Annotated in this window: 24 protein-coding genes and 1 pseudogene; 10 read left to right on the forward strand and 15 right to left on the reverse strand. The window is 57.1% G+C overall.

From position 1 onward, the window contains the following. The 3 genes from K0H63_RS04215 to K0H63_RS04225 all read left to right on the forward strand — a co-directional run bounded on the left by K0H63_RS04215 (nt 1) and on the right by K0H63_RS04225 (nt 4,490). Entirely contained in the window at nt 1–1,509 is a 1,509-nt protein-coding gene (locus tag K0H63_RS04215; RefSeq protein WP_220066875.1) for a cobyric acid synthase, read from the forward strand. A 21-nt stretch (nt 1,510–1,530) separates the two neighbouring features. Beyond that, nucleotides 1,531–2,130: a cob(I)yrinic acid a,c-diamide adenosyltransferase gene (cobO, locus tag K0H63_RS04220; RefSeq protein ID WP_220066876.1), complete on the forward strand. Its 600-nt coding sequence runs from the start codon at nt 1,531–1,533 to the stop codon at nt 2,128–2,130. Between the two features lie 719 nt (nt 2,131–2,849). Next, nucleotides 2,850–4,490, forward strand: coding sequence for a methyl-accepting chemotaxis protein (locus K0H63_RS04225; protein ID WP_220066877.1), 1,641 nt, complete (start codon nt 2,850–2,852; stop codon nt 4,488–4,490). A gap of 184 nt (nt 4,491–4,674) precedes the next feature. Here the strand turns inward: K0H63_RS04225 and K0H63_RS04230 are convergent. Beyond that, nucleotides 4,675–5,145, reverse strand: a pseudogene (locus K0H63_RS04230) (hypothetical protein); the annotation flags it as partial. Nucleotides 5,146–5,396: 251 nt separating this feature from the next. Here K0H63_RS04230 and mpl point away from each other — a divergent pair. The 5 genes from mpl to K0H63_RS04255 all read left to right on the forward strand — a co-directional run bounded on the left by mpl (nt 5,397) and on the right by K0H63_RS04255 (nt 9,815). Further along, nucleotides 5,397–6,764, forward strand: coding sequence for a UDP-N-acetylmuramate:L-alanyl-gamma-D-glutamyl-meso-diaminopimelate ligase (mpl, locus tag K0H63_RS04235; RefSeq protein WP_220066878.1), 1,368 nt, complete (start codon nt 5,397–5,399; stop codon nt 6,762–6,764). A gap of 45 nt (nt 6,765–6,809) precedes the next feature. Then, nucleotides 6,810–7,451 carry a flavin prenyltransferase UbiX gene (locus K0H63_RS04240; protein WP_220067804.1) on the forward strand — a complete coding sequence of 214 codons (642 nt, stop codon included), beginning with the start codon at nt 6,810–6,812 and terminating at the stop codon, nt 7,449–7,451. 7 nt (nt 7,452–7,458) lie between these two features. Next, nucleotides 7,459–7,989: a hypoxanthine phosphoribosyltransferase gene (gene hpt / locus K0H63_RS04245; protein ID WP_011758888.1), complete on the forward strand. Its 531-nt coding sequence runs from the start codon at nt 7,459–7,461 to the stop codon at nt 7,987–7,989. A gap of 94 nt (nt 7,990–8,083) precedes the next feature. Then, on the forward strand, nt 8,084–9,043 hold the full coding sequence (locus K0H63_RS04250) for an ABC transporter ATP-binding protein (RefSeq protein ID WP_220066879.1): 960 nt from the start codon (nt 8,084–8,086) through the stop codon (nt 9,041–9,043). Between the two features lies 1 nt (nt 9,044). Beyond that, on the forward strand, nt 9,045–9,815 hold the full coding sequence (locus K0H63_RS04255; protein WP_203326129.1) for an ABC transporter permease: 771 nt from the start codon (nt 9,045–9,047) through the stop codon (nt 9,813–9,815). Between the two features lie 24 nt (nt 9,816–9,839). Here the strand turns inward: K0H63_RS04255 and K0H63_RS04260 are convergent, their stop codons facing one another. The 8 genes from K0H63_RS04260 to sfsA all read right to left on the reverse strand — a co-directional run bounded on the left by K0H63_RS04260 (nt 9,840) and on the right by sfsA (nt 16,523). After that, on the reverse strand, nt 9,840–10,340 hold the full coding sequence (locus tag K0H63_RS04260) for a DUF4124 domain-containing protein (protein WP_220066880.1): 501 nt from the start codon (nt 10,338–10,340) through the stop codon (nt 9,840–9,842). Between the two features lie 191 nt (nt 10,341–10,531). Further along, nucleotides 10,532–11,377: a pantoate--beta-alanine ligase gene (gene panC / locus K0H63_RS04265; protein ID WP_220066881.1), complete on the reverse strand. Its 846-nt coding sequence runs from the start codon at nt 11,375–11,377 to the stop codon at nt 10,532–10,534. Between the two features lie 7 nt (nt 11,378–11,384). Then, entirely contained in the window at nt 11,385–12,179 is a 795-nt protein-coding gene (gene panB, locus K0H63_RS04270) for a 3-methyl-2-oxobutanoate hydroxymethyltransferase (RefSeq protein ID WP_203326132.1), read from the reverse strand. A 58-nt stretch (nt 12,180–12,237) separates the two neighbouring features. Continuing rightward, complete coding sequence (gene folK, locus K0H63_RS04275; RefSeq protein WP_220066882.1) at nt 12,238–12,726, reverse strand: 2-amino-4-hydroxy-6-hydroxymethyldihydropteridine diphosphokinase; 489 nt, start codon at nt 12,724–12,726, stop codon at nt 12,238–12,240. 2 nt (nt 12,727–12,728) lie between these two features. Beyond that, nucleotides 12,729–14,003, reverse strand: a complete 1,275-nt coding sequence (locus K0H63_RS04280) for a polynucleotide adenylyltransferase PcnB (RefSeq protein ID WP_350355124.1) — start codon at nt 14,001–14,003, stop codon at nt 12,729–12,731. Between the two features lie 260 nt (nt 14,004–14,263). After that, nucleotides 14,264–15,136, reverse strand: coding sequence for a tRNA glutamyl-Q(34) synthetase GluQRS (gene gluQRS / locus K0H63_RS04285; RefSeq protein ID WP_220066883.1), 873 nt, complete (start codon nt 15,134–15,136; stop codon nt 14,264–14,266). Between the two features lie 71 nt (nt 15,137–15,207). After that, a complete protein-coding gene (dksA, locus tag K0H63_RS04290) occupies nt 15,208–15,651 on the reverse strand; it encodes an RNA polymerase-binding protein DksA (protein ID WP_011758897.1) in 444 nt (147 codons plus the stop codon). Nucleotides 15,652–15,809: 158 nt separating this feature from the next. Then, nucleotides 15,810–16,523: a DNA/RNA nuclease SfsA gene (gene sfsA / locus K0H63_RS04295; RefSeq protein ID WP_220067806.1), complete on the reverse strand. Its 714-nt coding sequence runs from the start codon at nt 16,521–16,523 to the stop codon at nt 15,810–15,812. Nucleotides 16,524–16,826: 303 nt separating this feature from the next. Here sfsA and pepB point away from each other — a divergent pair, with 303 nt between their 5' ends. Next, complete coding sequence (gene pepB, locus K0H63_RS04300; RefSeq protein WP_220066884.1) at nt 16,827–18,110, forward strand: aminopeptidase PepB; 1,284 nt, start codon at nt 16,827–16,829, stop codon at nt 18,108–18,110. Nucleotides 18,111–18,195: 85 nt separating this feature from the next. Here pepB and K0H63_RS04305 read toward each other — a convergent pair whose 3' ends face one another. The 6 genes from K0H63_RS04305 to K0H63_RS04330 form a co-directional block, all read right to left on the reverse strand. Next, entirely contained in the window at nt 18,196–19,344 is a 1,149-nt protein-coding gene (locus K0H63_RS04305) for a GGDEF domain-containing protein (RefSeq protein WP_258405655.1), read from the reverse strand. A 613-nt stretch (nt 19,345–19,957) separates the two neighbouring features. Beyond that, nucleotides 19,958–20,197 carry a hypothetical protein gene (locus K0H63_RS04310; RefSeq protein ID WP_220066885.1) on the reverse strand — a complete coding sequence of 80 codons (240 nt, stop codon included), beginning with the start codon at nt 20,195–20,197 and terminating at the stop codon, nt 19,958–19,960. Between the two features lie 16 nt (nt 20,198–20,213). Next, a complete protein-coding gene (locus K0H63_RS04315; RefSeq protein WP_220066886.1) occupies nt 20,214–21,053 on the reverse strand; it encodes an SAM-dependent methyltransferase in 840 nt (279 codons plus the stop codon). Nucleotides 21,054–21,121: 68 nt separating this feature from the next. Next, the gene (locus tag K0H63_RS04320; RefSeq protein ID WP_220066887.1) at nt 21,122–21,631 is read right to left on the reverse strand and encodes a GNAT family N-acetyltransferase; all 510 of its coding nucleotides are present in this window, start codon (nt 21,629–21,631) and stop codon (nt 21,122–21,124) included. A 93-nt stretch (nt 21,632–21,724) separates the two neighbouring features. Next, entirely contained in the window at nt 21,725–22,993 is a 1,269-nt protein-coding gene (locus K0H63_RS04325; RefSeq protein ID WP_220066888.1) for a pepsin-like aspartic protease, read from the reverse strand. 89 nt (nt 22,994–23,082) lie between these two features. After that, nucleotides 23,083–23,895 carry a helix-turn-helix domain-containing protein gene (locus K0H63_RS04330; RefSeq protein ID WP_220066889.1) on the reverse strand — a complete coding sequence of 271 codons (813 nt, stop codon included), beginning with the start codon at nt 23,893–23,895 and terminating at the stop codon, nt 23,083–23,085. A gap of 271 nt (nt 23,896–24,166) precedes the next feature. Between K0H63_RS04330 and K0H63_RS04335 the strand changes: the two genes are divergently transcribed. Beyond that, complete coding sequence (locus K0H63_RS04335) at nt 24,167–25,588, forward strand: aspartate ammonia-lyase (protein ID WP_220066890.1); 1,422 nt, start codon at nt 24,167–24,169, stop codon at nt 25,586–25,588. Nucleotides 25,589–25,618: the final 30 nt, after the last annotated feature.

Here is a 25,618-nt window from a genome sequence, read left to right on the forward strand (position 1 = left end):
ATGGGCGCTTCTACGCTGATGATCCAGGGCACGGCCTCGGATGCCGGTAAAACCACCTTGGTCGCCGGGCTTTGTCGCCTGCTGGCCAGAAAAGGCCTTAAGGTGGCGCCCTTCAAACCCCAGAATATGGCCCTTAACAGCGCCGTGACCGAAGACGGCGGTGAGATTGGCCGCGCCCAGGCGCTGCAGGCCGCCGCCTGTGGGCTGAAAGCCCATACCGATTTTAATCCCATATTGCTCAAGCCGGGCTCAGACACCCGGGCGCAGGTCATAGTTCATGGCAAGGCGCTCACGTCCCTCGAAGCATCGGCCTTTTTCGGCCCCGAGGGCAAGGGATACAAGGCCATTGCCATGGATGCCGTGCTGGAATCTTTCAATCGTCTTCAACAGTCCTTCGATTACCTGCTGGTAGAGGGCGCCGGCAGCCCAGCCGAAATCAACCTGCGGGAAAATGACATCGCCAACATGGGGTTTGCCGAAGCGGTGGACTGTCCGGTGATTTTAGTGGCCGACATTGATAAGGGCGGCGTGTTTGCCCAGCTGGTGGGTACCCTGGCGCTGCTGTCTGAATCTGAGCAGGCGCGCATCAAGGGCTTTGTGATCAACCGTTTTCGCGGAGATATCAGCCTGCTGCAGCCGGGGCTGGATTGGCTCGAGGCCCATACCGGCAAGCCCGTGCTGGGTGTGGTGCCTTATTTGCACAACCTGTTATTGGACGCCGAAGATGCGCTGGTGCCCTATCAGCAAGTGGGTGCCGATACCGACGCCGGGTTCCGGGTGAGGGTGCTGGTGTACCCCCGCACCAGCAATCACACCGACTTTGATCCGCTGCGGCTGCATCCGGGGGTGGATTTTGATTATCTGGATATTCAGAGTGCCAGCCCTGATGCTCTGCAGGGCGCCGACCTTGTGATACTGCCCGGCAGCAAGAATGTGCGCGCCGATCTCGAATGCCTCAAAGTCAGGGGCTTTGACTCTGCCCTTCGAAAGCACCTGAGGTACGGCGGCAAACTGATGGGCATTTGCGGTGGTTATCAGATGCTGGGGATAGAAATCGATGACCCCGACGGCATAGAAGATGCGCCCGGCAGCACTGATGGGCTGGAGCTTTTACCCCTGATCACCGAGCTTGAAGGCACCAAGGTTTTGGCCAATGTTTCGGGAGAACTTAGCCTCGGCGAGGGTGCCGTGGCGGTAAGCGGCTATGAAATTCACTGTGGCCGCACCACAGTGCTGGGACAGCTTACAAGGCCGCTGTTTTTGGTGGACGACAATGGCAACCCTGCCAGCGACCGGGGCTGCATCAGCGACGATGGCGCCATCTTCGGCAGCTATCTTCACGGCATTTTCGATACCCCGGCGGCGCTGGATGCGGTGCTCGCCTGGGCTGGTTATCGCGGTGATGGCCGGGGCATGTCGCTGGAAGATCACAGAGAGCAGCAGCTCGACCGACTGGCGGATACTCTGGCTGAGCACCTGGATATGGCCAGGCTCAATTCTCTCTTTTAATGACGCTATCAGGACATTTGGATGACTGAAATCAAGGCCGAGCGCCACAAGGCAAGGCAACAAAAGGTAAAGGAAGCCGTGGACGCCAAGGTGGCCGCCGCGACCATTGAGCGGGGCGTGCTCATGGTGATCACAGGTAACGGCAAGGGCAAGAGCACCGCCGGCTTCGGCACTGTTGCCCGCGCCGTTGGCCACGGTAAAAAGACCGCCGTAGTGCAGTTTATCAAGGGCGGCTGGGACTGCGGCGAGCGTAACCTGCTTGAAGGTGTTGGCGTGCCTTTTGAAGTCATGGCCACGGGTTTTACCTGGGAAACCCAAAACCGTGAAACCGATACTGCCGCAGCCGAAAAAGCCTGGGCCGTGGCCGAGACCTGGCTTAAGGATGACAGCCTGGACCTTATCCTGCTGGATGAACTTACCTATATGTTGAGCTACCACTATCTGGACCTGGAGCGGGTGCTGACCGCCCTGAAAAACCGGCCAGCGCATCAACATGTGATAGTCACAGGGCGTAACTGCCACCGACAGCTGCTGGAGCTTGCCGATACCGTGAGTGAGATTGAGTGTGTGAGGCATGCGTTTGAGGCAGGAGTCAAAGCCCAATCCGGCTTCGACTTCTGATTTCAGCTTCGTGATTGGTGATTTGGCGGCATTGCCGTCACATCGCCATCCCATCACGTAGCGCTGCTACGCTCAGGGCTGTCGCCGCTAGGCGGCTTTGCCAAAAGCACCAATCACTGTGCTGAATATGACACGTTATTCAAGGCTTTGGCGGCATAGCCGTCACAGCGCCATCCCATCATGTAGCGCTGCTACGCTCAGGGTTATCGTCGTTGGGCGGCTTTGCCTATAGCACCAATCACAGTGCTGAATATGACACATCAGTCAAGGCTTTGGCGGCATTGCCGTCACAGCGCCACCCCATCACGTAGCGCTGCTACGCTCAGGGCTGTCGCCGCTGGGCGGCTTTGCCAACAGCACCAATCGCTGTGCTGAATGTGTCCCGTCTGGCGTCATCGCCGTCACAGCGCCTTCCCGCCAAGAAGCGCTGCTACGCTCAGGGTTATCGCCGCTGGGCGGCTTTGCCAAAAACACCAATCACTGTGCTGAATGTTGCCTGTGCTCTCTACTGAGACTGCATGGTTATCGTCTCCTTTGCGTCGTCCAGGCAATCGGCTCTGCTGAGCGCTCCGCGCTATCTTATCAAGACATTAGTGTCAGTTTTGAAGCTGCCGCTTTTTTCTGCTGTGCTACATTTTTCTGAGGGCATTTTGTTCCTGTATGCACAAAGCCTGAGCGCTTTTGCAGTGGGTCGAGACATCAGCATAGGAAGATTAAATATGAATCTCAATGAGTTAACCATCAGAGCCAAGTTTTCGATTCCGCTGGTTGTCATCGTGGTCATGACGGTTGCCATTGCAGTGGTGAGTATTTTAAATGCCAAGCGGTTATCGTCCGACGCAAAAAATGTGGCGACCACCTTTCTGTCGGCGGTGGATGCGGGGTTGAATGCAGACAGGGATCTCTATCAGGCGCTTACTGCCAGCCAAAATTACGTGCAGTACCGTTTGCTCGGGCAGTCAGGTGGGGATAAATACCGCCAGGACTTCGATGAAAATGCCAAGCAGGCGCTGGACAGGATGGCACTGGTGATGAGCCTGCTTAAGGAGTATCCAGAGCTGCAGAGCAACAAAGCCCAGTTTCAGCGTGAATACGATGCCTGGCTGTCAGCGGCCACTCAGGTGTTTACCATGGCGGATAGCCAGAGTCCTCTGGCTGCCGCCAACTACAACAATGAAGTGGTGGAACCCTTGTTTCAGGCGCTGCGCGGGCACTACGACAAAACCGGCGAGTGGGTAAAAAACAAGGCAGATGAGGTCACCAGTCAGGCGCTTGAAGCCAGTCAACGCGGTATTAATCTGTTGTTTGGCATCATCATTCTGGTGGTGCTGGCCAGTATCATCAGCGTGGTGTATGGCCCCAGATTGGTCACCTCCAGGGTAGAAGAGCTCGATACCATGATTGCCGCCATCAGTGATGGGGAAGGGGACCTGCGTGGCAGGCTCGATGACAGCGGCCGTGACGAATTGTCGCTGCTGGCCAGAACCTTTAACGGCCTGATGATGAAGCTGCAGCAACTGATTTCGACCATCAAAAGTGATGCGGTTTCACTGGATGCCCGGGTAGTAGGCCTCAATCATTCGGCCAAAGAGAGCGAAAAAATTTCCTCGGAGCAGAATGCCAATCTGGAGCAAATCGCCACGGCAGTGCATCAACTGAGCCATGCCGTACACGAAGTGGCCGCCAGCTCCCAAAATGCCCTCAGCGATACCGAGCATGCCAATACCCTTATCAAGGAGTCCAGTACCGTGGTGGGCCAATCGGTTGATCGGGTACAGCAACTGGCCGGTGTGGTCTCCCATGCCAGCGAGGTGATCCAGAATCTTGCCTCCGAGTCCAAGCAAATCGTCACTGTGCTGGACGTTATTCGGGGCATTGCCGAGCAAACCAACCTGCTGGCACTGAATGCTGCCATCGAAGCGGCCAGGGCCGGTGAGCAGGGGCGCGGCTTTGCCGTGGTGGCAGACGAAGTCAGAACATTGGCGAGCCGTACCCAGCAATCCACCGAGGATATCCAGCGCATGGTTGCCGGGCTGGAGGCCGGAGTCAGTGAAGCCGTATCGGCGATAGACTCAGGCACCCGTCAGGTGGACTCAGTGGTCGAGGCGTCTGGCAGCATCACCCGGGCACTTGCCGGTGTGGATGAGGCTGTGTCCCGCACCAAGGATTTGATTTACCTGATTGCCACCGCCACAGAGGAGCAGAGCAAGGTGGTGGATGAGGTAAATCAGAATATCAGCTCACTGAATTTGCTCTCCCAGGAGAGTATCGGTGTTGTCAGGCGCACCCGGGAGGCGGCCGACGAAATCGCCCAGATTGGCACTGGGTTGTCGGGTAATGTAGGGCGCTTTTTGGTGTAAAGCTTGCGCAATTTGGTTGTCAGAAAGGGCCCTCACTGGAGGGCCTTCCTTGTTATTGGTGTTCGATGACCGGGACCTGGGGCGGAACTGTGGCAAGCGGCCCAGGCATCAGGTTCATGGCGTCCTTGCCTGCGTTACTCTAGTTTTGGTCTTGGTTCTGGCTCAGTGATGCGGCGCCTTGTGCAAAGGGTTCAAGGGCGCTGGGCCAGGCGGGAGCGGCCGAAGCCAGAGTGCCCTGCACGGCCTGCTGCAGCGGCTCGGCGAAGACCTGGGTCACATCACCCTTTATCAGCATCACCGCCATCTGGTTGGTATCACTGTTCCACACAAACCCGGCTTTTTCGGCCATCTCCGGCACAGGCGTGTAGCGGGACACCAGATAAAACAGCGGGCCTTCCTGTTGCAGCTCATCAGCGGTTTGCAGCAGGCTCACGGCAGTGCCGTAATGCTCGCCCAGCAGGGGCTCCAGGCGGCTTTTTATCATGGGCTGCTGCAGCAGGTTTACCTCGTTTGGGTCCAATCCCACCAAGGGTTTCATCAGGGCCCACAGCAGTTGGCTCTGGGGTGACAGCAGTAACATGGGGGCAACACAGGCCTGCAAAAACAGTGTGCACAACAGGGCCGTGGCCCAGGGGCGAAACGTGTGAGACAACATGGGATATGGATTCCGATAGGGGTTGGGGGCTTGGGGCTGCGCACCCCGGGAATCTTGGGGGGCAAACCGGCGAGCATTCTAGCCTTGCCCGAAAGGCCCTGCCATGGGGGCGGGCGGCGAAATTTTTTTGTGCTGAGGGTCAAGGCCGCTGACCGAGCCAAGCTCGCCTTTGGGGGGAGGCGAAGGTACAATGGCCGCTGATTTTTCAATTCTTTTGGGTATGGTTTTCGTACCTGAATTGGCAGGAGCCTATGCACGTACACATTCTCGGGATTTGCGGCACCTTTATGGGTGGTCTGGCGCTGCTGGCGCGGGCCATGGGACACAAGGTCACAGGATCGGATGCCAACGTGTATCCGCCCATGAGCACTCAGCTCGAAGAGCAGGGCATTGAACTCATTCAGGGTTTTGACCCTGTGCAGCTTGAAAGCGAACCGGATTTGGTGGTGATTGGCAATGCCATGAGCCGGGGCAATCCCTGCGTGGAAGCCGTGCTCAACAAGGGCATGGCCTACACCTCAGGGCCACAATTTTTGCGCGACCATATACTGCCCGGTCGCTGGGTGCTGGCGGTGGCCGGTACCCACGGTAAAACCTCCACCTCCAGCATGTTGGCATGGGTATTGGAACATTGCGGCTATGAGCCGGGCTTCCTGATTGGTGGCGTACCTCAGAACTTTGGCGTATCGGCCCGTCTGGGGAACTCCCCCTTCTTTGTGGTCGAGGCCGACGAGTACGACAGCGCCTTTTTCGACAAGCGTTCCAAGTTTGTGCACTATCAGCCAAAAACTTTGGTTATCAATAACCTCGAGTTTGATCACGCCGATATTTTCGACTCGCTTGCCGATATTCAGCGCCAGTTTAACCATGTCATCCGCACCGTGCCCGGTTGTGGCAAGGTGATTTGGCCCAAAGACAGCAAAGCGGTGGCCGAGGTTATCGACAAGGGACTGTGGAGCGAGCAGGAAACCTTCAGCCATCAGGCGGGCGCCGATTGGTCGGTTAGACCACTGGCGGCCGATGGCCATCAATTTGAAGTGCTGTATGGTGGTGAAGTTCAGGGCGTGCTTGACTGGCAGCTTATCGGCAGCCACAACATGGAAAACGCGGTCATGGCCATCGCCGCCGCGCGCCACGTGGGCGTTGCCCCGGCGGCAGCCATCGAAGCTCTCAGCGGTTTTATGCCCCCCAAGCGCAGGCTGGAGCTGATTGGTGAGGTTGGCGGTGTGAGCCTGTACGACGACTTTGCCCACCATCCCACGGCCATCGAAACCACCCTCAAGGGGCTCAGGGCCAAGGTGGGGAATGCCCGTATCTTTGTGGTGCTGGAGCCCCGCTCAAACACCATGAAACGCGGTGTTCACAAGGACACCCTGGCCTTGTCCATGGCGCTGGCCGACGAGGCTTTCCTGTATCAGGCCGACAATATCGGCTGGGATATCCGCGATGCCATGGCCCAGGCACCGCTGCCGGTGGATGTAGACTATGATATCGACAGCATAGTGGCCAAGGTGGCTGCCAGGGTACAGAGCGGTGACCAACTGGTGGTGATGAGCAACGGCGGCTTTGATGGTATCCATGGCAAGCTGAAGGCAGCCATTGCTGCCAAGCTGGCCTGAACCGCTTAAGAGAAGTGAATCAAGATGAATGAACATCAGCCCCTGATGCCAAAGCTAAACAGCATCAGTCTTGCCTGGACGGGTGCCTCCGGCGCGCCCTACGGCCTTAAGCTGCTCAAATGCCTGCTTGAAGCCGATTACCGGGTGTTTTTAATGATTTCCAGCGCCGCCCGGGTGGTGTTTGCCACCGAAGAGGGCCTTAAGCTGTCGGCCGATGGCGCGAAGGCCGAAGCCCAAATCCGTGGCTTTATTGGCTGCGACGCCGGTGAGCTGGTGGTGCTGGGTAAAGATGAGTGGTTTTCGCCGCCGGCATCCGGCTCGGCCGCGCCAAAACAGATGGTCATTTGCCCCTGCTCCACCGGTACCCTGGCAGCGGTTGCCACCGGCATGAGCAACAATCTGCTGGAGCGCGCCGCCGATGTGGTGCTCAAGGAGCGCGGCCAACTTATTCTGGTGCCAAGGGAAACCCCGTTTAATGCTATTCACTTGGAACATATGCTCAGGCTGACCCAGCTTGGCGCCGTGATTATGCCTGCGGCGCCGGGCTTCTATCACCATCCCAAATCGGTACAGGATCTGGTAGACTTCCTGGTCGCACGAATTCTTGACCATTTGGGCGTAGCCCACAGCCTGACCAGGCGCTGGGGTTATGGTGGCGAAGGCGCCACACAAGCTTCTGATAATTGAGAGTATTATGAAACACACCATCGAAGAGATGATCTCGGCCGCCGAGATTGACCAAAAACTCAATGAACTGGCCGAGCGTATCAACGCCCACTATGAAAACAGCGAACGCCTGCTGATGGTAGGTCTGCTCAAGGGATCCGCGGTCTTTATGGCTGACCTGTGTCGCCGTATCAAGGGCCATGTGGAAATCGACTTTATGTGCGTTTCCAGCTACGGCAATGCCATGTCCAGCTCCCGCGATGTGAAGATCCTCAAAGACGTGCAGTCTGATATCGCCGATCGTGATGTGCTTATCGTTGAAGATCTCATCGATTCGGGCAACACCCTGTCCAAGGTGCGTGAACTCCTGCTGGTGCGTGAGCCAAAGAGTCTGGCTCTGTGCACCCTGCTGGATAAGCCAGAGCGCCGTGAAGTGAATGTACACGTGGATTTTGTCGGCTTTACCATTCCCGACGAGTTTATCGTTGGCTACGGTATCGACTATGCCGAGAAGTATCGTAACCTGCCTTATATCGCCAAGGTGATCCCGCAGGAATAAGCGGGTCAGGGTGAAATCGGGGGCTGTGGCCCCCGCTTTTGTTTAAGGCATCAAGACAGTTGAGTTTTAAATTCAGGTTCAGCGAGGGGAAGCAATGACAGAGGCTGCAACTGGGGTGGCACTCAGAATAGAAGGGCTGAAGAAAACCTACAAAGGCGGTGTGGAGGCGGTCAAGGGCATCAGCCTGGAAGTGGCCAAGGGGGACTTTTTTGCCCTGCTCGGCCCCAACGGTGCCGGTAAGTCCACCACCATAGGTATTATCAGCTCGCTGGTGCAAAAGAGCAGCGGCAAGGTAGAAGTCTTTGGCCATGATATCGACAGGCAGCTTGAGGCCGCCAAGCTGTGTATCGGGCTGGTACCGCAGGAATTCAACTTCAACCAGTTTGAAACCGTACTGCAAATCGTGGTCAATCAGGCCGGATACTATGGTGTGCCCCGTCCTGAGGCCTTGCTGCGGGCCGAGAAATACCTCAGCGCGCTGGACCTTTGGGAGAAGCGTAACAGCCCGTCCCGTCAGTTGTCCGGCGGCATGAAGCGCCGTCTGATGATTGCCCGGGCCCTGATGCACGAACCCAAGCTGCTTATTCTGGATGAGCCCACAGCCGGGGTGGACATTGAGCTGCGCCGCTCCATGTGGAGCTTTTTAACCGAACTGAACCGTCAGGGCGTTACCATTATTCTCACCACCCACTACCTCGAAGAAGCCGAAATGCTGTGCCGCAATATCGGCATTATCGACAAAGGGGAACTGGTGGAGTGCACCAGCATGAAAAAGCTGCTGGCCAAGCTGAATATGGAAACCTTTATCCTGGATCTGAAGCGTGATGTCGACGCACTGCCAGCCCTTGATGGGATCCAGTGTCGCCTGGTAGATAATCACACCCTTGAGGTGGATATCGCCAAAGAGCACAGCCTCAATCAACTCTTTGCCCAGCTGTCGGCGCAGGGGATAGAGGTGCTGTCGATGCGCAACAAAGCCAACCGTCTGGAAGAGCTGTTTGTGGCGCTGGTGGAAGGGGCCAAACAGGCCAAAGCAACGGGGAGCCACAACTGAGATGAAGGCCTTGTACCTGACCGCTTTCAAAAGCATTCTGATTAAAGAAATCACCCGTTTCACCCGTATCTGGGTGCAAACCCTGGTGCCCCCAGCCATCACCATGACCCTGTATTTTATGATTTTTGGGAATCTGGTGGGCGGCCGTATCGGCGAAATGGGTGGCGTTAGCTATATGGAGTTTATTGCCCCCGGTCTTATCATGATGTCGGTCATCACCAACTCCTACTCCAACGTGGCATCCAGCTTCTTCAGCGCCAAGTTTCAGCGCAACCTCGAAGAGCTTATCGTGGCGCCCGTGCCCCATTACGTGATGATTGCCGGTTACGTGGGTGGCGGCGTGGCCCGTGGTCTCTGCGTGGGCCTGATAGTAACCCTGGTGGCATTGAGCTTTGTTGATCTCAGCATCCATCACCTGGGGCTGGTGGCCGTGACCGTGTTCATCACCTCGGTGCTCTTTTCACTGGGCGGGCTTATCAATGCGGTGTTTGCCAAGAGCTTCGATGACATCAGCATTATCCCCACTTTCGTGCTGACGCCACTGACCTATCTGGGTGGGGTGTTCTATTCGCTTTCCTTGCTGCCTGACTTCTGGCATGCGGTCTCTACCTTAAACCCTGTGGTTTACATGATAAACCTGTTCCGCTACGGCTTTCTCGGGGTGGCAGATTTGAGTCTGGGCGTGTCTTTTGCTGTGATGCTGAGCCTGTGTGTGGGGCTTTGGTATCTGGCGTATTACCTGATTTCACGGGGTATTGGGCTTCGCAGCTGACTGCGGCCGGGGTGGCCGTCCAGCCTAGTGGGCATCGGCGGTGGCAACTGTGTCCCGCCTTGCCTTGAGGGACGAAATGGAGGCGTCGTTGGCGCCTTTCATTTCATCAAATCTCTGGTTCATCGCCGCCACTTCTTTTAAAAACTCCGGATCGGTTTCCGGAGCGCCTCGCCAAAAGCGTTTGCGATCCAGCTTCTTCTTCTCGCTGGCCCGCAGCACCTCAATGTAGCTGTTTTCCTGATTCAGGCGATAGATTTCACTGTCGATAAGCGCCAGCATCTTCTCGCTGGTAATGGTTTTCCCGTTTAACAGTTCGGTCAGGGGATCGTTGGGGTCCTTGGGTTTGTCCGAGTCCACTTCCCGGGTCAGGCCAAACTCAAACGCCATCTCGCGCTGGTGGTATTCGCCGGGGCAATTGGTCTGGGAATACACCACCCTGTCATCCTTGATGCATTTATAAATGGTGTCCGCGCCGCTCGCCATGGGCGGCAACAGACATAGCAGCAAGGGAGCAAGGGCTCGCATGGGTGGCACATCCTTTTGATTCTGTGTGAAAACCTGGTTCCCAAAACCTTCTCGGCTTTCGGGTGTGACTGCCAATAATATGGCGCACGTCAATAAAAAACACCAGTTAAAATATGTACTTGGTGATGAATTTACCGTCTTTGAGACAATAAAAAAGGGAGCCTTGGCTCCCTTCGTATGTCTGTTTAACCTTAGCGGCTGAACACCAGATTATCAATCAGGCGGGCCTTGCCAAGGTATGCGGCGCCGAGCACCACCAGTTCCTTGTCGGCATCCGTGGGCAGGGCCAGGGTGGTGGCGCTGCGCACTTCCAGATAGTCCGGGCGGAACCCGGCATCCATCAGGGACGTATTGGCCTTGGCGATGGCGGCAGCTATGGTGCTGCCTGCACTGATTTGTGCGGCTAGGGCATCCAGGGCGGCCTTGAGGGCGGCAGCGCGGGCCTTCTCATCGGCGGTCAGGTAACCGTTGCGGGAGCTCATGGCAAGGCCACTGGCTTCGCGCACGGTTTCCACGCCGATGATTTCCAGCGGCAAAGACAGGTCTTCCACCATGGTGCGAATGACCAGAAGCTGCTGATAATCCTTGCGGCCGAACAGGGCCACATCGGGCTGCACTATGTTAAACAGCTTCAGCACTATGGTGGCCACGCCACGGAAATGGCCCGGACGGCTGGCACCGCACAGCTCATCGGAAATGCCCGGTACTTCCACATAGGTCTGGGCATCCAGTCCCTTGGGATAAATGATGTCAGGCGTTGGGGTAAACAGCAGCTCACAACCGGCGGCGGTCAGCGCGGCCTGATCTTCTGCCAGGGTGCGAGGGTAGGCGTCCAGATCCTCGTTTTTACCAAACTGCATGGGGTTGACGAAAATCGAGGCCACCACGTGGTCGGCACGTTGTGTGGCTTCTTTTATCAGGGTGATGTGCCCGGCATGGAGGTTACCCATGGTGGGCACAAAGGCCACGGTTTCGCCATTGGCGCGCCACTGGCGCACCTGACGTCTGATTTCATCGATTACAGCGGTTGTGTACATCTGTGTCTCAATTAAAGGTGTGTTCTGGGCCAGGGAAGCTGCCATCGGCCACTTCGTCAATAAAGGCGCGTACCGCAGCGCGGATTTCACCGGTCTGCTTTAAGTAATTCTTTGAAAAACGTGGAATATAACCACTGGAGATGCCCAGTACATCGTGCATCACCAAAATCTGGCCATCGGTGTCTTTACCGGCACCAATGCCAATCACGGGAATGGTCAGGGCCTCGGTGATGGCCTTTGCCAGCGACGCCGGAATACATTCAATCACCAGCAGCTGGGCGCCTGCGGCTTCCAGTGCCTTGGCTTCATTCAAAATACGCTGGGCATTGTCGGCATCGCGGCCCTGCACCTTAAAGCCACCGAAAACGTGCACCGACTGAGGTGTCAGGCCGATGTGGGCACACACGGGTACGCCACGCTCGGTGAGTTTTTTCACGCTTTCCAGCAGCCATTCACCGCCTTCCAGTTTCACCATGTTGGCACCGGCCTGCATCAGGGCGGTGGCCGTGGTCATGGTCTGCTCCACGGTGGCGTAACTCATAAAGGGCAGGTCGGCTATCAGCAGCGCGCGGGAAATACCGCGACGCACACAGCGGGTGTGGTAGGCAATGTCTTGCACAGTAACCGGCAAGGTATCCTCGTGCCCCTGCAGTACCATGCCCAGCGAGTCGCCCACCAGCAGGACATCAACGCCCTCACTGTCAAAAGCGGCGGCAAAACTGGCATCATAAGCGGTCAGCGCGGTGAACTTTTTCCCTTCCTGTTTAAACTTCATCAGGGTTGAGGTGGTGACTTTGGACATAATGCGTTTCTCTACCAGCGAGTGTGAAGTGGAGTTATAAGCCAACTGAGGTCTGACTTCAATCGCAGGGCGTCAGTTGGTGAAGCTCGTCCCGCATTGCCTGGGTGATAAGGCTCTGGACTGGGGTGCCACAGGGCAACAACAGCCCCGGAGTCAGGCATTCAAGCGGAATAAGCACAAAACTGCGGTCTTTCATGCCGTAGTGGGGCACTGTGAGTCTGTCGCTGCAAATCACTTGATTGCCATACAGCAACAAATCCAAATCCAGGGTACGGGGGCCCCAGCGCACCGAGCGCTCACGGCCCTGGTCAAGTTCAATGGCTTGCAGGGCATCCAGCAGCGCCAGCGGCTCAAGCTCAGTGTCAAAGCAGGCGACGGCATTGACGTAATCGGGCTGTGCGACCTCGCCCATGGGGCGACTGCCATAGTAGGGTGACACCCTGAAACTGCCCGGGGCTGCCAAGGACAACAGGGCCTCGCAGGCCCTGTTCAGTTGGCTGATGGGCTCGGCGAGATTGGCGCCGAGAGCCACATAAACCTGGGTCATATTCAGCTGTCGCTGCCGGTGTGAGCTCTGGCACCTTCACCGCTGCCGCCTTCACTGCGGGGGCGACGGCGCACCCGGCGCTTGCGGTTACGGGGAGCATCGCTCTTGGCTCCGCCACGGGCGATATTGCCACGGTCTTCTTCCGACGCTTCCACAAACGACTGCCACCAGTTGGCGGTCTTTTGCAGATTGCCACCCTCAATTTCGGCGCGCATCAGCAGCAAATCGTAACCGGCGCGGAACTTGGGGTTTTCCATCAGTTTAAAGGCTCGGGTGCCCTGGCTGCGCTCGAATCTGAGCTGCATTTGCCAGATATCCCGGGCCGGCACGCTGAAGCGCTTGGGCAGCGAAATGGTCTGGCACTGCTGCTCGAGCACATCGCCCATGGCGGCAAAATAGGCATCGTACAGGCTCAGGCCACTCTCGTTGGCAATTTCTTCGGCGCGGCTCTTCAGTGGATACCACAGCAGGGCCGCATAGAAGAAGGCCGGTGTAACTGGCTTGTCTTCCATTACCCGGATGTCGGTATTGCGCATCACCAGGTTCACCATGCGGGCACAGTGGCCTTTTGGCGAGTCGGCAATGGTGTCGGCCAGCAGCGGGAAAATCGGCGCAAACAGCTGATATTCCTGCATCATCTGATAGTTTGCCTGGCCCTTGCCCGCAAAAAACAGCTTGAGCACTTCTTCGTACATGCGGGCGGCCGGAATGTCACGCAGCAGCGGTGCCAGCTTGCGGATTGGCGCGGCTGTAACCTCTTCGATACGCATCCCCAGCTTGGTGGCAAAACGCACGGCGCGGATCATGCGCACCGGGTCTTCACGGTAGCGGGTCTCGGGATCGCCAATCAGGCGCAGTACGCCGTCGTTGAGATCTTCCATACCGCCGCCATAGCTGCGGATAGAGTAGTCGCTGATGTCGTAGTAGAGGGCGTTTACGGTAAAGTCGCGGCGTTCGGCGTCTTCATCGATAGAGCCGTACACGTTGTCCCGCAGCAGGCGTCCCTCGGCATTGGCCTTGGAAATCTTGTCGCCATCCTCATTGCCGTGATGACCACGGAAGGTAGCCACTTCAATCACGTCACGGCCAAAGACTATATGGGCCAAACGGAAACGGCGGCCGACCAAACGGCAGTTGCGGAACAGCTTTTTGATGTCTTCGGGGGTGGCGTTGGTCACCACGTCAAAGTCTTTCGGCTCCAGGCCCAGCAGCAGATCGCGCACACCGCCACCCACCAAAAAGGCCTCGTAACCCGCCTTGTTCAGGCGATAAAGCACCTTGAGCGCATTTTCACTGATGTTTTTGCGCGAGATGGTGTGGGCATTTCGGGGCGTGATGCTCAGACTCAGGCCCTGTGCATTGTCGGCACCCTGCTGAATCGATTCTGTCGTTGGATGCTGCTCGCCCTCGGCGAACAGTTGCTTACAGAACTGAGTGATACGGCGAAAAATGGTACACCTCTTGAGCTTAACTAGGGGTTAAAAATCTGGCGGCTATGATAACCCCAAACGGGGTCAATTGACAGTGTGCAGGCGCCTTAGCCACCACTGTCAATCAGGATTTCCCGCCGCCTTGGAATAGAGTCCACAGAAAAGTCCGCGACTGCCTGTGCCAGCAGGCTTTCAACGCTGTCTGCATCGGGTATTGGCTGGCCCAAAAAGGCCAGCGCAGCCTTGAGTGCAGGCAGGGGATTGGCCTTGTCCACCGGCGTGGCATGGTTTTGCTTCGACAGCTTGAATCCCACCTCGGCGCAGGCCAGCGGCAGGTGCATCCAGGCGGGTGCCTGATAGCCAAATTGATTGAACAGGCTCAGCTGGCGACAACTGGCCTCAATCAGGTCGGCGCCGCGCACCACCTCGGTAATGCCGGTTTCGGCATCGTCCATCACCACCGCAAGCTGATAGGCGTAAAGGCCATCGCTGCGCTTGATGATAAAGTCTTCGGCGGCAAAGCTATCTGGCACTGTCACCTCGCCCAGCAGGCCATCATGAAAATGATTCACCCGGGCACGATTCACGATACGTATGGCACCGCTTTGGTGGCCAAGGTGGCGACAGCGGCCATCGTAAACCCCGCCCATGGCCTGAATTTGCTTGCGGCTGCACTGGCAAAAATAAGCCTCGCCGCTTGCCAGCAGCCCATCGATTTTGGCCTGATAGGCTTCGGTGCGCCGGCTTTGGTACATCAGCTCGCCATCCCAGTGCAATCCAAAGGCATCCAGGGTACGCAATATGTCATCGGCGGCGCCGGGTACTTCCCGTGGCGGGTCTATGTCCTCAATGCGCACCAGCCACTGTCCGCCCTGACTGCGGGCGCGCAGGTAGCTGCCCAGCGCGGCAATCAGCGAGCCAAAATGCAGTGAGCCAGAGGGAGAGGGGGCAAAACGGCCAATGTAGGGAGGATAAGACATGGCGCTGTTAACAGGTTCCTGAAATGCCAAGCGGGGCCTGAGCCCCGCTTTCGAATTGCAGTGGATGGGGATTAACCGGCCATCTGCCTTTCTTTGATCTCTGCCAGCGTTTTACAGTCGATACAGAGATCGGCCGTTGGGCGGGCTTCGAGACGGCGAATGCCGATTTCCACGCCGCAAGAGTCGCAGAAACCAAAGTCATCGTCTTCGATTCTTTGCAGCGTCTTTTCAATCTTCTTGATGAGTTTACGTTCTCTGTCGCGGGCACGAAGCTCCAGACTGAACTCCTCTTCCTGAGCTGCTCTGTCGACTGGATCGGGGAAATTGGCGGCTTCGTCTTGCATGTGCGAAAGGGTGCGGTCGACTTCTTCACGCAGCTGGTTGCGCCAGGCTTCAAGGATCTTCTTGAAATGGCCCAACTGCTGGTCGTTCATATACTCCTCACCAGGTTGCTCCTGGTAAGGCGCTACACCTGCGATAGCGAGTACGCCAAGTTTTTTAGTGCCTTCAGGCATAACGCATCTCCTGTATTCTTTGCGTTGTTCGGGCGTCACTTAGAACGGCCGCTATCTATATCAAAATAAAACAAGTGAGGCAAACATTTTACATGAGCACCTGTGAATTCTTTGATGATGTCCGCTAATCGGCCGATTTTCAAATTTTAAGCGCCGATTTACTCGGTGCCAGAGTGGAAAGGTATCGGGATATTTAACTGCAAGCCTTTGTTATTCATCATACATCCATAAGCCAGCACTTCAACACCCGCAGCCATGGCCTCCCGGAGCAGCGCGGCATATTTGGAGTCTATCGCCTCGGCGGGCGCCACCCTGTGGATCCCCTGATGTTGCACTACAAACAGCAGCACGGCCCGGTAGCCCCGACGTTTCATCTCCATCAGTTCCCGCAGGTGTTTTTGCCCACGGGTGGATACCGCATCGGGAAAGAGCCCCCAGTCCTTATCCAGCAGGGTGCAACTTTTGACTTCGATATAGCAGTCGGGTGTCTGTCCGCCGCTGAGCAGCAGGTCGATACGGCTGTTCTCATTGCCATACTTCACTTCGCGGCGGATTAGCTCGTAGCCCTGAAGCTCAGTTATCTGCCCCAGCCCAATGGCTTCTTCGGCAAGCTGATTGGCCCGCGCCGTGTTAATGCCAATCAAATTACCCCGGTCATCTTCGGCCAGCTCCCAGGTGTGGGCGTACTTGCGTTTGGGATTATCCGAAGTAGAAAACCACACGCGCTTGCCCGGATACAGGCAGTTTTTCATCGAGCCGGTATTGGGGCAGTGCAGGGTTGACTGGCTGCCATCGTCCAGGGTCACATCGGCTAAAAACCGTTTATAGCGGGTGATGAGCACAGCGCTGGACAGGGGGGCTGCGTATTCCATGGCATCTCCTTTGGCCGGGCAGTGGCTGCTGCCGTAACTGGCGGCACAGTTACGGGCGACACTGCCACAGGCAACGAATGGGGCGCAAAAGCTGGCAGTGTACTGTAAAAGCACGGTCATGTCCCTGTATCGGCGTACAGAGTCCCGGCACCGTTTTTTACCGCCCGCCGTGTCGAAACCCCGGGGCCACTTTAAGCGCCTTGGCCTTCTGGGGTACACTCGTGGCATATCGCCTGCTTCAAGCGCAATGCTTCTGGCACAGTGTTTCGAGCCGGCGCCAATAACACAGAAAAAGGAAGCAAGATGACACAAGCCATGCGTGTAACCCTCACCCAGGAAGCCCCGGCAGCCCATTGGGGCAAGGCCGACATCACATTCGAAGGCAATCTGGCCCGCATCCATCTGCAGGGCGCCGATGCCCTGCGTCAAATCCAGATGGCCGCCCGCAAACTGCGCAGTCAGGGCATTGCCAGCGCTGCGCTGGAAGGCGAGGGCTGGGATCTTAATCGCCAGTGGGTGTTTGCTCAGGGCTTTGTGACCGCCAAGGCGGGCTGGGACATCAGCTGGACCGGCGATGAGGCCACCCAGAGCGAACTGGCTTCGCGCATGGAAGCTGCCCGCTTTGTGCGCCAGCTCACCAACGAGACCCCGGAAAACCTGTCACCGGTGAAACTGGCCACTCAGGCCGGTCACTGGATTAAAGAACTCGGTGGCGACAAGGTGAGCTTTCGCATCATCGAAGGCGAGCAACTGCTGGAAGAGCAGTGGATTGGTATCCACGCCGTTGGCCGCGGCAGCGAGCGTCCACCTGCGATGCTGGAGCTGGACTATAACCCGCTGGGCGCCGATGCCCCTGTGTCTGTGGCATTGGTTGGCAAGGGCATTACCTTCGACTCGGGCGGCTACAGCCTCAAGGCCAGCGAAGGCATGCTCAATATGAAGTGCGACATGGGCGGCGCTGCCACCATCACGGGCGCACTGGGGCTGGCCATTAAAAATGGCCTGAACAAGCGCGTTAAGCTGTTTTTGTGCTGCGCCGAAAACCTGGTCAGCGGCCGTGCCTATAAGCTTGGCGATATCCTCACTTACAAAAACGGTGTGACAGTGGAAGTGGTCAACACAGACGCCGAAGGCCGCCTGGTGCTGGCCGACGGTTTGCAGGCCGCCTCTGCCACAGGTGCACCCCTGATTATCGATGCCGCCACCCTCACAGGCGCCGCCGTGATGGCCGTGGGCGGGAACTACAACGCCATCTTCTCGCCCGACGAAGCCGTGATTGCGCTGACCCGTGAAAAGGCCCGCAGTGTGGCCGAGCGGGTATGGCCACTGCCGCTGGACCCATGGCACAAAGACATGTGCCCATCGGCCTATGCCGATACCGCCAACAGCCGTCCGGTGAAGGGCGGCGGCGCCGGTGGTGCCTCCAATGCTGCGGGCTTCCTGTGGCGCTTTGTACGCGACGATGCCAAGTGGCTGCACATGGACCTTGCCGGCTCCTTTGAAGACAGCGCAGGAGCGTTGTGGGCCGCCGGTGCCACCACCCACGGTGTGCTCACCCTGGCCGCGCTGATTAAAGACGCCGACTAACGGCGAATTTGGCGGTTAAACGCTCACCAAAAAGGCCGCTATGCGGCCTTTTTGCTTGCTTGACTCACGTACAGGAGCTGGACGCTCAGGTCGTTTCCAGCGGCGTAGCCGCTACGGGCTTGCTGGCAGAGTAGCACTGCACCTGATTGCGGCCCTGCGTCTTGGCGCTGTACATGGCCTTGTCGGCCTGGGCCATCAGCTTGTCGAGGGAATAGCCCGCCCTGGTGTTGTCGGTTACCCCAAAGCTTGCGGTCAGCACAAAGGCGTGTCCCGAAGCCGAGGTATCCACGCCTCTCAGGGCCTGGCACATGGCATTGGCCAGTTCGGTGGCATGCTTTAGGTCGCACTCGGGCAGCAGCAGGCAAAACTCTTCGCCGCCGATACGGCCAAAAATCTCATACTCCCGCACCTGCTCTTTGCAGATCCTGGCCACTTCTTTCAGTGCCCAGTCGCCGGTGGCATGGCCCAGGCTGTCGTTAATCTGCTTGAACTTATCCACATCCAGCAGAATACAGCTGATGGGGGCATTGAGGGTTTTGGCGTACTCCACCGCGCTCAGGGACACCTGGGTAAAGTGGCCACGGCTGAACAGCCCGGTAAGATTGTCGAATTCGGCCAGTTGCCTGAGGCGCTTTTGGCTCTGCCAGGAATGCCAGGCCCAGGTACCGAGGCCCAGGGCAATACAAAAGAGTACGGCAATCAACAGGCGGTTATTGAAGGCCTGCGCCTGATCCAGCTGCTGCTGCACCTTGAGCAGCTTATTCTGCTCATCCAGCAGGCTTATCTTGTTTTGCTGCTCCAGGCTCTGGTGCTGGGCCAACTGAAACGCCAGTGTCTTGGTCTTGACCTCGTCCAGATAGGCCTTGTCGGCCTCGGCGTACTTGATATAGGCCTCCAGCGCCGCCTCACTGTTGCCGCGGCTACTGTGGTAGTCAAACAGCACCTTGTTGGCACGGATAAGGGCTTCCAGCGCATTGGCCGCCGCCGGCGATTGGCTCACCGCCAACGCCTGTTGATAGGCTTTTTCCTGCTGCCCCAGCTCCCAGTTGGCCCTGGCCTGCAGGCTTTGGTAAATGGCAATTATAGGGGCGTATTTGGCGGACAGTACCAAAGCTTCGTTTTCATCCAACAATGCCTTGGCGGCCAAGGGTTGGTTATCGGTTTCGAGCAAGAATTGGGCGTAAAGGCGGATGATGTTTGATTGAATTACAGCTTCTTTTGCCGACTTACACACTTGAACTCCATTGGAAAAAATACTGGCCGACTCATCTGGGGCCAATCCCAATTGAAGTAACGCTTCAAATTTTAGTTGCTCAGCAGCGCACTGATTTCGAGGATCGCTATGTGCGTTTTGTAGGCGTTTACTGTATTCAAGTCCAAGGGAGTACTGCCCTAGCTGATTGTAAAAGATACTTGCAACCATCAGACCAAGGCCTGATATTTCGGGGTCATGAATGGAGGGCAAAAGGGTCAAAACATTGTCCAGCGATATTAGGCCTTCGTTCCACTTTCTCTGAATTGCAAAAGCGTTAATTAGTGAAATTAGCGACCTGAACTTGATGTCTGGGTTGACAGCGTCTTTGGATAATTTCTCGTAAACATCCAATGCAGCAACGAAGTCGCCATCAAAGATTAGTTTGTAAGCCTCTAAATATTCAAGATAATCACTTTCCGAAGGAGATAGTTCATTTTGATTGGCTGATATTTCACTAAGAATTGTACTGAAAGCTTCGCTATCGCTGGAGCGGATGCGATCTGCATTTTTGAGTTCAGCGTTCCAATCTGTTGCCCAGCATATACCTGTGATGGCCTGCACAAAGCAGGCCATCATCAATAAGGTTCGTGCACTAAGCACAGGCTGCAATCTCCGTTTTTGACGGAGATTCTTCTTGCTCTTCGTCTTCCTTGCTTTCTTGATCTTCGGCAGGTGCGAAAATGCATACGATGTCTGGAACTACATCAAGCTCGGCCTTGAGTGCCTCTATGTCCTTGGCCTCGATCATGGCGGCGATGTGGGCTGGCAGAGTATCGAGTGACACAGTTGTATCGGCGCCCAGTTTTGCCAGAATATCAACAGCTTGATTCATATTTTCTTCCTTATGGTTAGTTTGCTTTTTTACGTGAAAAGGGCAGTACAGTGGCGCCCTGCGGGGTTCCTTGCGTTTGCGTGTTTGCCAGCGCTTGCAGGCGGGCACGCAGCTGGCTGTTGGGCGTGAGCGGCTGACTTGGAGGCAGCAACAGGGTGGTGTGCAGCTCCAGTTTGGCCTGGGGCAGGGCACTTAATGGCAGGCGCTCGATACGGGTACTGTGCAGCGCCGTGGTGGCGGCCTCGTAGAGAATACACTCATGATTAAGCGGGTAGTCCTGGGTTAAGAGTTCCACCAACAGCTCGCGCTCGGCGCGGCCGGTGGGGCGAATGCCCAGGGTCAGGTCACCGGCCAATGCCGGTTGCCACAATATAAGGAGCGCGCTTGGGTCTATTCGGCGCTGATACAGCATCAACTGGGTGGTTTCAAAGTGTTGGCAGCCGGTCTTGCCGGGGTCCAGCCCCAAATCGGCATAAAGGCAATCTTCTGCGGAAATGCCCGGGATCATCCGCGCATCGAAGCCTTCGGCGCGGGCTGTGGCAATGGCCTCGTGGGGCGCCTTGGCGAAAATACCGGGGTGACCATAAAAGGCGCCCACGACTTTTTTACCCAAACGCACCTCAGTGAGCATGGCATCGACCATCTCGCTGTAGGTGAGGTTGCGGGATTTGCCGTCGGCGTAATGCTGTTGCAGGCTGCGGGCATCTTTGGCGAGCCCCTCAATCCAGAGTTCGGTAAAGCCATCTGACATGCCGCTGAATACCACATCGGCCTGTTCAATCAGGTTTTGGGCGAGGGGGCTTAGGTGTCCGCCCAGCAAGATGCCGGTGCCGACACAGACGAGACTTCCAGGCATGGTCACTTTATTTCGGTGTTCTTAGCGGGCTAAGTTAACAGGATGTGTCTGAATTGGAAACACCTGATTTACCGAGTTTTGCGTCTGGTGCACTCAAGATAACCGGGAAAATCAGCCGAGGGTTGTGGCGTGCTGAAGTGGGTTTTGCGGGTAATACGCAAGGATGCCTGATGTTCGGCCTGAAACTTTGCGTATATGCCTTTGATTTCGTCACGCTCCAGAGCGTCAGCGCAGACGAGCTCCATGGCTTCGGGTATATATCCCTTGCCGTAAAACGCTGGCAGGCTGAGGGCGCCGATTTCAAGCCATCCCTGATACTCACCTTTCATGCGGGTCAGGGATATCACCCCCACTGCGGTTGCCTGCGCCGCCGTGGTGATTTTCCAGCAGTACATTTTCGGCGGCTGCGCCTGGGTTTGACGCAGTATGATATCGAATATCCGGTTGGCCGCCTCGACAGACTGGGGCTCGGCGACAAAGGTCATTACCTGTGCATCGGTATTGAGCGCCACCACAAGTGCTCTGTCGCTGGTGTCTATGGGGATCAGGGTGAGCCTTTCACTCATCAGTTGTTTCATGGCGTTGCTTTACGTTGGTTAAGAGGGCCTTGGCTAACAGGGCTTTGGTTAAAAGGGCTTTGGTTAACAGGGCCTTGGTTACGAGGGCATTGGCTACGAAGGGTGGGGAATAAAACGGATAATGCCCTGCTCACCCAGGTCGCGGCGAAACACCACCCGATAGGGATTAAACAGCGGCAAGCCGAGTATGCTTTGGGCGGGCCAATGGGGCAGTTGCCCCATGAGTTTAAATACCGCCTTACCGTGGGCCGGCGCGTTGACCTGCCAGTAGTGAGGGGCATCCACGCCAAGGCAGACGTCTTCACCGTTTTCGCCCTCAAATATCAATTCAAGCCTTGGCCAGCTGTCGAGCTTGAGCTGGCTGCTGTCGATGCCCTGTTTTTGCGCTGCCACAATCTGGCTGATATCGCCCATAAAAGGCGCTGTCAGCTGCTTGCTGTCTGGTAACAGTGCCCACAGCCGCTCCATGAGCGGGGTAAAGGCCACCGCAGGCAGACAAATCAGCGAAGCCCCCGAGTCGACAATGGCGTTGCTGGAGCCCCGGCAGAGGTGGGCTGCCTGTGCCGTTGGCAGCGCAATATCGATATCGTTTTGCCAGCGCACCGCCTTTAAGTTGACGTTGTAATAGCGGTCGTGCACCACCTTGAGGTCGACCGCACTGCCATGGTTGGGCGCCGCATCTTCTTCATGGCTGCCCAAAATCAGCAGTCCCTGATTGAGGAGATCGGCCGCGAGGGTATTGGCGCAGGCATCCGGTGCTGCGACGTGGATACTGGAGCGGCGGGTTATCAGGGTAAAGCGGTTGGCGCACAGGCCGCGCTCTTCCATCAGGGTAAAGCAGGTGGCCACGTCTTCTTCGGGCAGTTGGGGGAGAAGTGCCTTAAAGTCATCCAGCTGCTGTTTAACCAGTGGATGCGCCTCATCGGGAAAGGGCCAGGGGAAGGTGCTGGCCGGATTTATGCCGTGGCTTGTGAGGTACGTGGTCAGATCGTAGCCGCGATTGAGGGGATGATAGGCCATGCCCCAGATACCATCGGCATCCAAAAAGGTGTGTTCAGCCTCGGCATGGACCAGTGCCAGCGGGGTGTTGGCCATGGCAAGCTCCCCGGCATGTATGCGGGTGTGCACCACGGCGCCAAGCCAGCCGCCGAGTCCGTAATTCACTTCCTGGGCCAGGGTGGTGGCTTTAAGCTCGGTGTCCCTGGCTGCCTGATAGCCGCTTTCGTGCACCACCAGGGTCGAGCTGCCGGTATCTATGATGAGGTTAACGGACTGGGCTTCGCTGCCAAGCCGCAGGCAGGCGGTGTAGCCGCCTTCGGCCAGCAGATTGGTGAGATTAAGCTCGATGATTCGCTTTGACATTCAAGGCTTTGGTTGCAGGTGACTAGCCAGAAGTGTGCCCTGTGCTGCCAGTGCAGGTCAAGCGGACTGCGCTGTGGTAGCACCAGGGCTTAAAAGCTGTGGCGGGCGCGAAAGTGGCGCTCGCCCGGCGCCATATCGTTCTGAATCGCTTCCAGAATTCGAGGGCTTATCTGGCCGCTGTCGGGGTCCAAGGTGGTGCAAAGCTTAAGGGTTTTGCGGATATCCACCTGATGCCCCAGATACTCGAACACCACCCGGGTGCAGCTGGGGATACGCTCGCCGCTGGCCGAGGCGCCAAGGCGCAGACCGCTTAAGCGGCCGACCCGGCTCTTGAAGGTGGGGATAAGGATGGTTTGGGTCAGCTGGTTGCCGGTAAGCGATTCATAATCCATCAAAAAGATACGGTCGGCCAAGAGGTGCGCCATACCGAAATATTTGCTGTGGTACACCTTTTCACCGGGGGCCTGCTGCAGGCGCTCGGTGCGCTGGTAGTAGACCTTGCCGCCCTGTTTCTCAAGGCATACCAGGTTTCGCAAAATCTTGCCTGGGAAGGCCATCGACAGGTGGTATTCGAAGTAGTAGCCAAGGTATTTATCGAATCCCTGACTTAGCGTTTGCAGCCGCGCCAGATGCTCAAGCTCCGGCGCCTCGCTTACAGGCTCGCTGGGGCGCGGCCGCACCTGAATAAGCAGCTGAAACTGGCTGTGGGGCATGAGGATTTCATGCTCTTCCACCCCGAAGAAGTCGCACAGGCGCCGCAGGCTATGGGCGGAGGGGCGATACTTGCCACTTAAATAGCGGTTGAACTGCGGCCGGTTGATATCGAGGCGACGACAGACCTCGGCCACCGAGCGGTAGTAGCTGCAAAGGAGGCGAAGATTTTTGGCAAATTCCTGATGCATGGCAGACCTGTGATTATTCCCGGCGGCAATTGGCGCGCGTATCGCTCGAAACTGTTCGCCAAGTGTACCTAAAAGCGGCAAAGTGCGACAGACTGCGCCAGATGCTGTTTGTTGCCAAAACTGCGCCAATCAGCGCCAATTTGCATCAGTGCGTCAACTCCCTTATTGCAGTGCAGGCTGCTGTAATAGCGCGAAATAATCAGGCTTGCCCCAGAACAAGCCCACTTGAAACAAGCCCTGCTCAAACAGCGTCCGGGAGCGCACCATAAAGATGGATACACGTATTGAACACGACCTGCTGGGGGATGCCCCGGTTCCTGCCCACGCCTGGTATGGCATTCAAACCCAGAGAGCGCTGGAAAACTTCAGCCTGAGCGGCACCCCCATCAGCGCTTTTCCCGAACTTATCCGCGCGCTGGCCAGGGTAAAGGCCGCTGCCGCCCGCGCCAACCATGGGCTGGGACTGCTGTCTGACAGCAAGGCCAGCGCCATTGCCGCCGCCTGCGATGACATCGTCCAGGGCGCGCTGCATGACCAGTTTGTGGTGGACCTTATTCAGGGCGGCGCCGGTACCTCCACCAACATGAATGCCAACGAAGTGATTGCCAACCTGGCCCTCGCCAAGCTTGGCCACGGCAAGGGCGAGTATCGCCATCTGCACCCCAACAACGATGTGAACTGCTCCCAGTCAACCAACGATGCCTACCCGACGGCGGCGCGTCTGGCCATGGTGGAAGCGGTCGAACCGCTCAAGGCTGCCATCGAGGCCATTTGCTTAAGCCTTGAGGCCAAGGGCCGCGAGTTTGGCCATATCCTCAAGATGGGCCGCACCCAGCTGCAGGACGCCGTGCCCATGACCCTGGGGCAGGAATTTGATGCCTTTGCTTCCAGCCTTAAATCGGACATCGCCCGCATCGATGATGCCTGTAAGGAGCTTTGCGTGGTGAACCTTGGCGGCACCGCCATTGGCACCGGCATTAACACCCATCCGGCTTACGGCGTGCTGGCGGTGAAGGCCCTTGCCGATATCACGGGTCTGCCGGTGACTCAGGCTGACAATCTTATCGATGCCACCACCGATATGGGTGCCTTTGTGACTTTATCGTCTGTGCTTAAGCGCCTGGCGGTGAAGCTGTCGAAACTCAGTAACGACCTGCGCCTGCTCTCCAGCGGTCCGCGGACCGGCCTCGGGGAAATCCGTTTGCCTGCGATGCAACCGGGGTCCTCCATCATGCCGGGCAAGGTGAATCCGGTTATTCCGGAGGCGGTGAATCAGGTGGCGTTTCAGGTGATTGGCACCGACATGACCATCACCATGGCCGCCGAGGCGGCGCAGCTGCAACTGAACGCCATGGAGCCGGTGATTGTTTATAACCTTTTGAATAACTGCGCCTTGCTGACCCGCGCCATCGCCATGCTCGACAGCCGCTGTATTCAGGGTATCGAAGCCAACGAGGCCAAATGCGAGCAGCACCTGAACACCAGCATCGGCATAGTCACGGCGCTGGTGCCGCATATCGGTTATGAGAACGCCACCCGTATCGCCGGTGAAGCCCTGCTGAGCGGCGCCGGTGTTGCGGAGCTGGTGCGCCGCGATGGGCTATTGAGCGATGATGCCTTAAGCCAAATCTTAAGCCCGGCCGCCATGGTCACCCCGGTGGAGCTGACCGGCCTTGGTGCCAAGGCGCATTGATTAAGCGCCGCATTGATTAAGCCGCACTGA

The organism is Shewanella zhangzhouensis (assembly GCF_019457615.1).
Lineage (GTDB): Bacteria > Pseudomonadota > Gammaproteobacteria > Enterobacterales > Shewanellaceae > Shewanella > Shewanella zhangzhouensis.

Coding starts and splice junctions, on each gene's coding strand:
- K0H63_RS04215 (WP_220066875.1), top strand. CDS start 1: ATGGGCGCTTCTACGCTGATGATCCAGGGCACGGCCTCGGATGCCGGT.
- cobO (WP_220066876.1), top strand. CDS start 1,531: ATGACTGAAATCAAGGCCGAGCGCCACAAGGCAAGGCAACAAAAGGTA.
- K0H63_RS04225 (WP_220066877.1), top strand. CDS start 2,850: ATGAATCTCAATGAGTTAACCATCAGAGCCAAGTTTTCGATTCCGCTG.
- mpl (WP_220066878.1), top strand. CDS start 5,397: ATGCACGTACACATTCTCGGGATTTGCGGCACCTTTATGGGTGGTCTG.
- K0H63_RS04240 (WP_220067804.1), top strand. CDS start 6,810: ATGCCAAAGCTAAACAGCATCAGTCTTGCCTGGACGGGTGCCTCCGGC.
- hpt (WP_011758888.1), top strand. CDS start 7,459: ATGAAACACACCATCGAAGAGATGATCTCGGCCGCCGAGATTGACCAA.
- K0H63_RS04250 (WP_220066879.1), top strand. CDS start 8,084: ATGACAGAGGCTGCAACTGGGGTGGCACTCAGAATAGAAGGGCTGAAG.
- K0H63_RS04255 (WP_203326129.1), top strand. CDS start 9,045: ATGAAGGCCTTGTACCTGACCGCTTTCAAAAGCATTCTGATTAAAGAA.
- K0H63_RS04260 (WP_220066880.1), bottom strand. CDS start 10,340: ATGCGAGCCCTTGCTCCCTTGCTGCTATGTCTGTTGCCGCCCATGGCG.
- panC (WP_220066881.1), bottom strand. CDS start 11,377: ATGTACACAACCGCTGTAATCGATGAAATCAGACGTCAGGTGCGCCAG.
- panB (WP_203326132.1), bottom strand. CDS start 12,179: ATGTCCAAAGTCACCACCTCAACCCTGATGAAGTTTAAACAGGAAGGG.
- folK (WP_220066882.1), bottom strand. CDS start 12,726: ATGACCCAGGTTTATGTGGCTCTCGGCGCCAATCTCGCCGAGCCCATC.
- gluQRS (WP_220066883.1), bottom strand. CDS start 15,136: ATGTCTTATCCTCCCTACATTGGCCGTTTTGCCCCCTCTCCCTCTGGC.
- dksA (WP_011758897.1), bottom strand. CDS start 15,651: ATGCCTGAAGGCACTAAAAAACTTGGCGTACTCGCTATCGCAGGTGTA.
- sfsA (WP_220067806.1), bottom strand. CDS start 16,523: ATGGAATACGCAGCCCCCCTGTCCAGCGCTGTGCTCATCACCCGCTAT.
- pepB (WP_220066884.1), top strand. CDS start 16,827: ATGACACAAGCCATGCGTGTAACCCTCACCCAGGAAGCCCCGGCAGCC.
- K0H63_RS04310 (WP_220066885.1), bottom strand. CDS start 20,197: ATGAATCAAGCTGTTGATATTCTGGCAAAACTGGGCGCCGATACAACT.
- K0H63_RS04315 (WP_220066886.1), bottom strand. CDS start 21,053: ATGCCTGGAAGTCTCGTCTGTGTCGGCACCGGCATCTTGCTGGGCGGA.
- K0H63_RS04320 (WP_220066887.1), bottom strand. CDS start 21,631: ATGAAACAACTGATGAGTGAAAGGCTCACCCTGATCCCCATAGACACC.
- K0H63_RS04325 (WP_220066888.1), bottom strand. CDS start 22,993: ATGTCAAAGCGAATCATCGAGCTTAATCTCACCAATCTGCTGGCCGAA.
- K0H63_RS04330 (WP_220066889.1), bottom strand. CDS start 23,895: ATGCATCAGGAATTTGCCAAAAATCTTCGCCTCCTTTGCAGCTACTAC.
- K0H63_RS04335 (WP_220066890.1), top strand. CDS start 24,167: ATGGATACACGTATTGAACACGACCTGCTGGGGGATGCCCCGGTTCCT.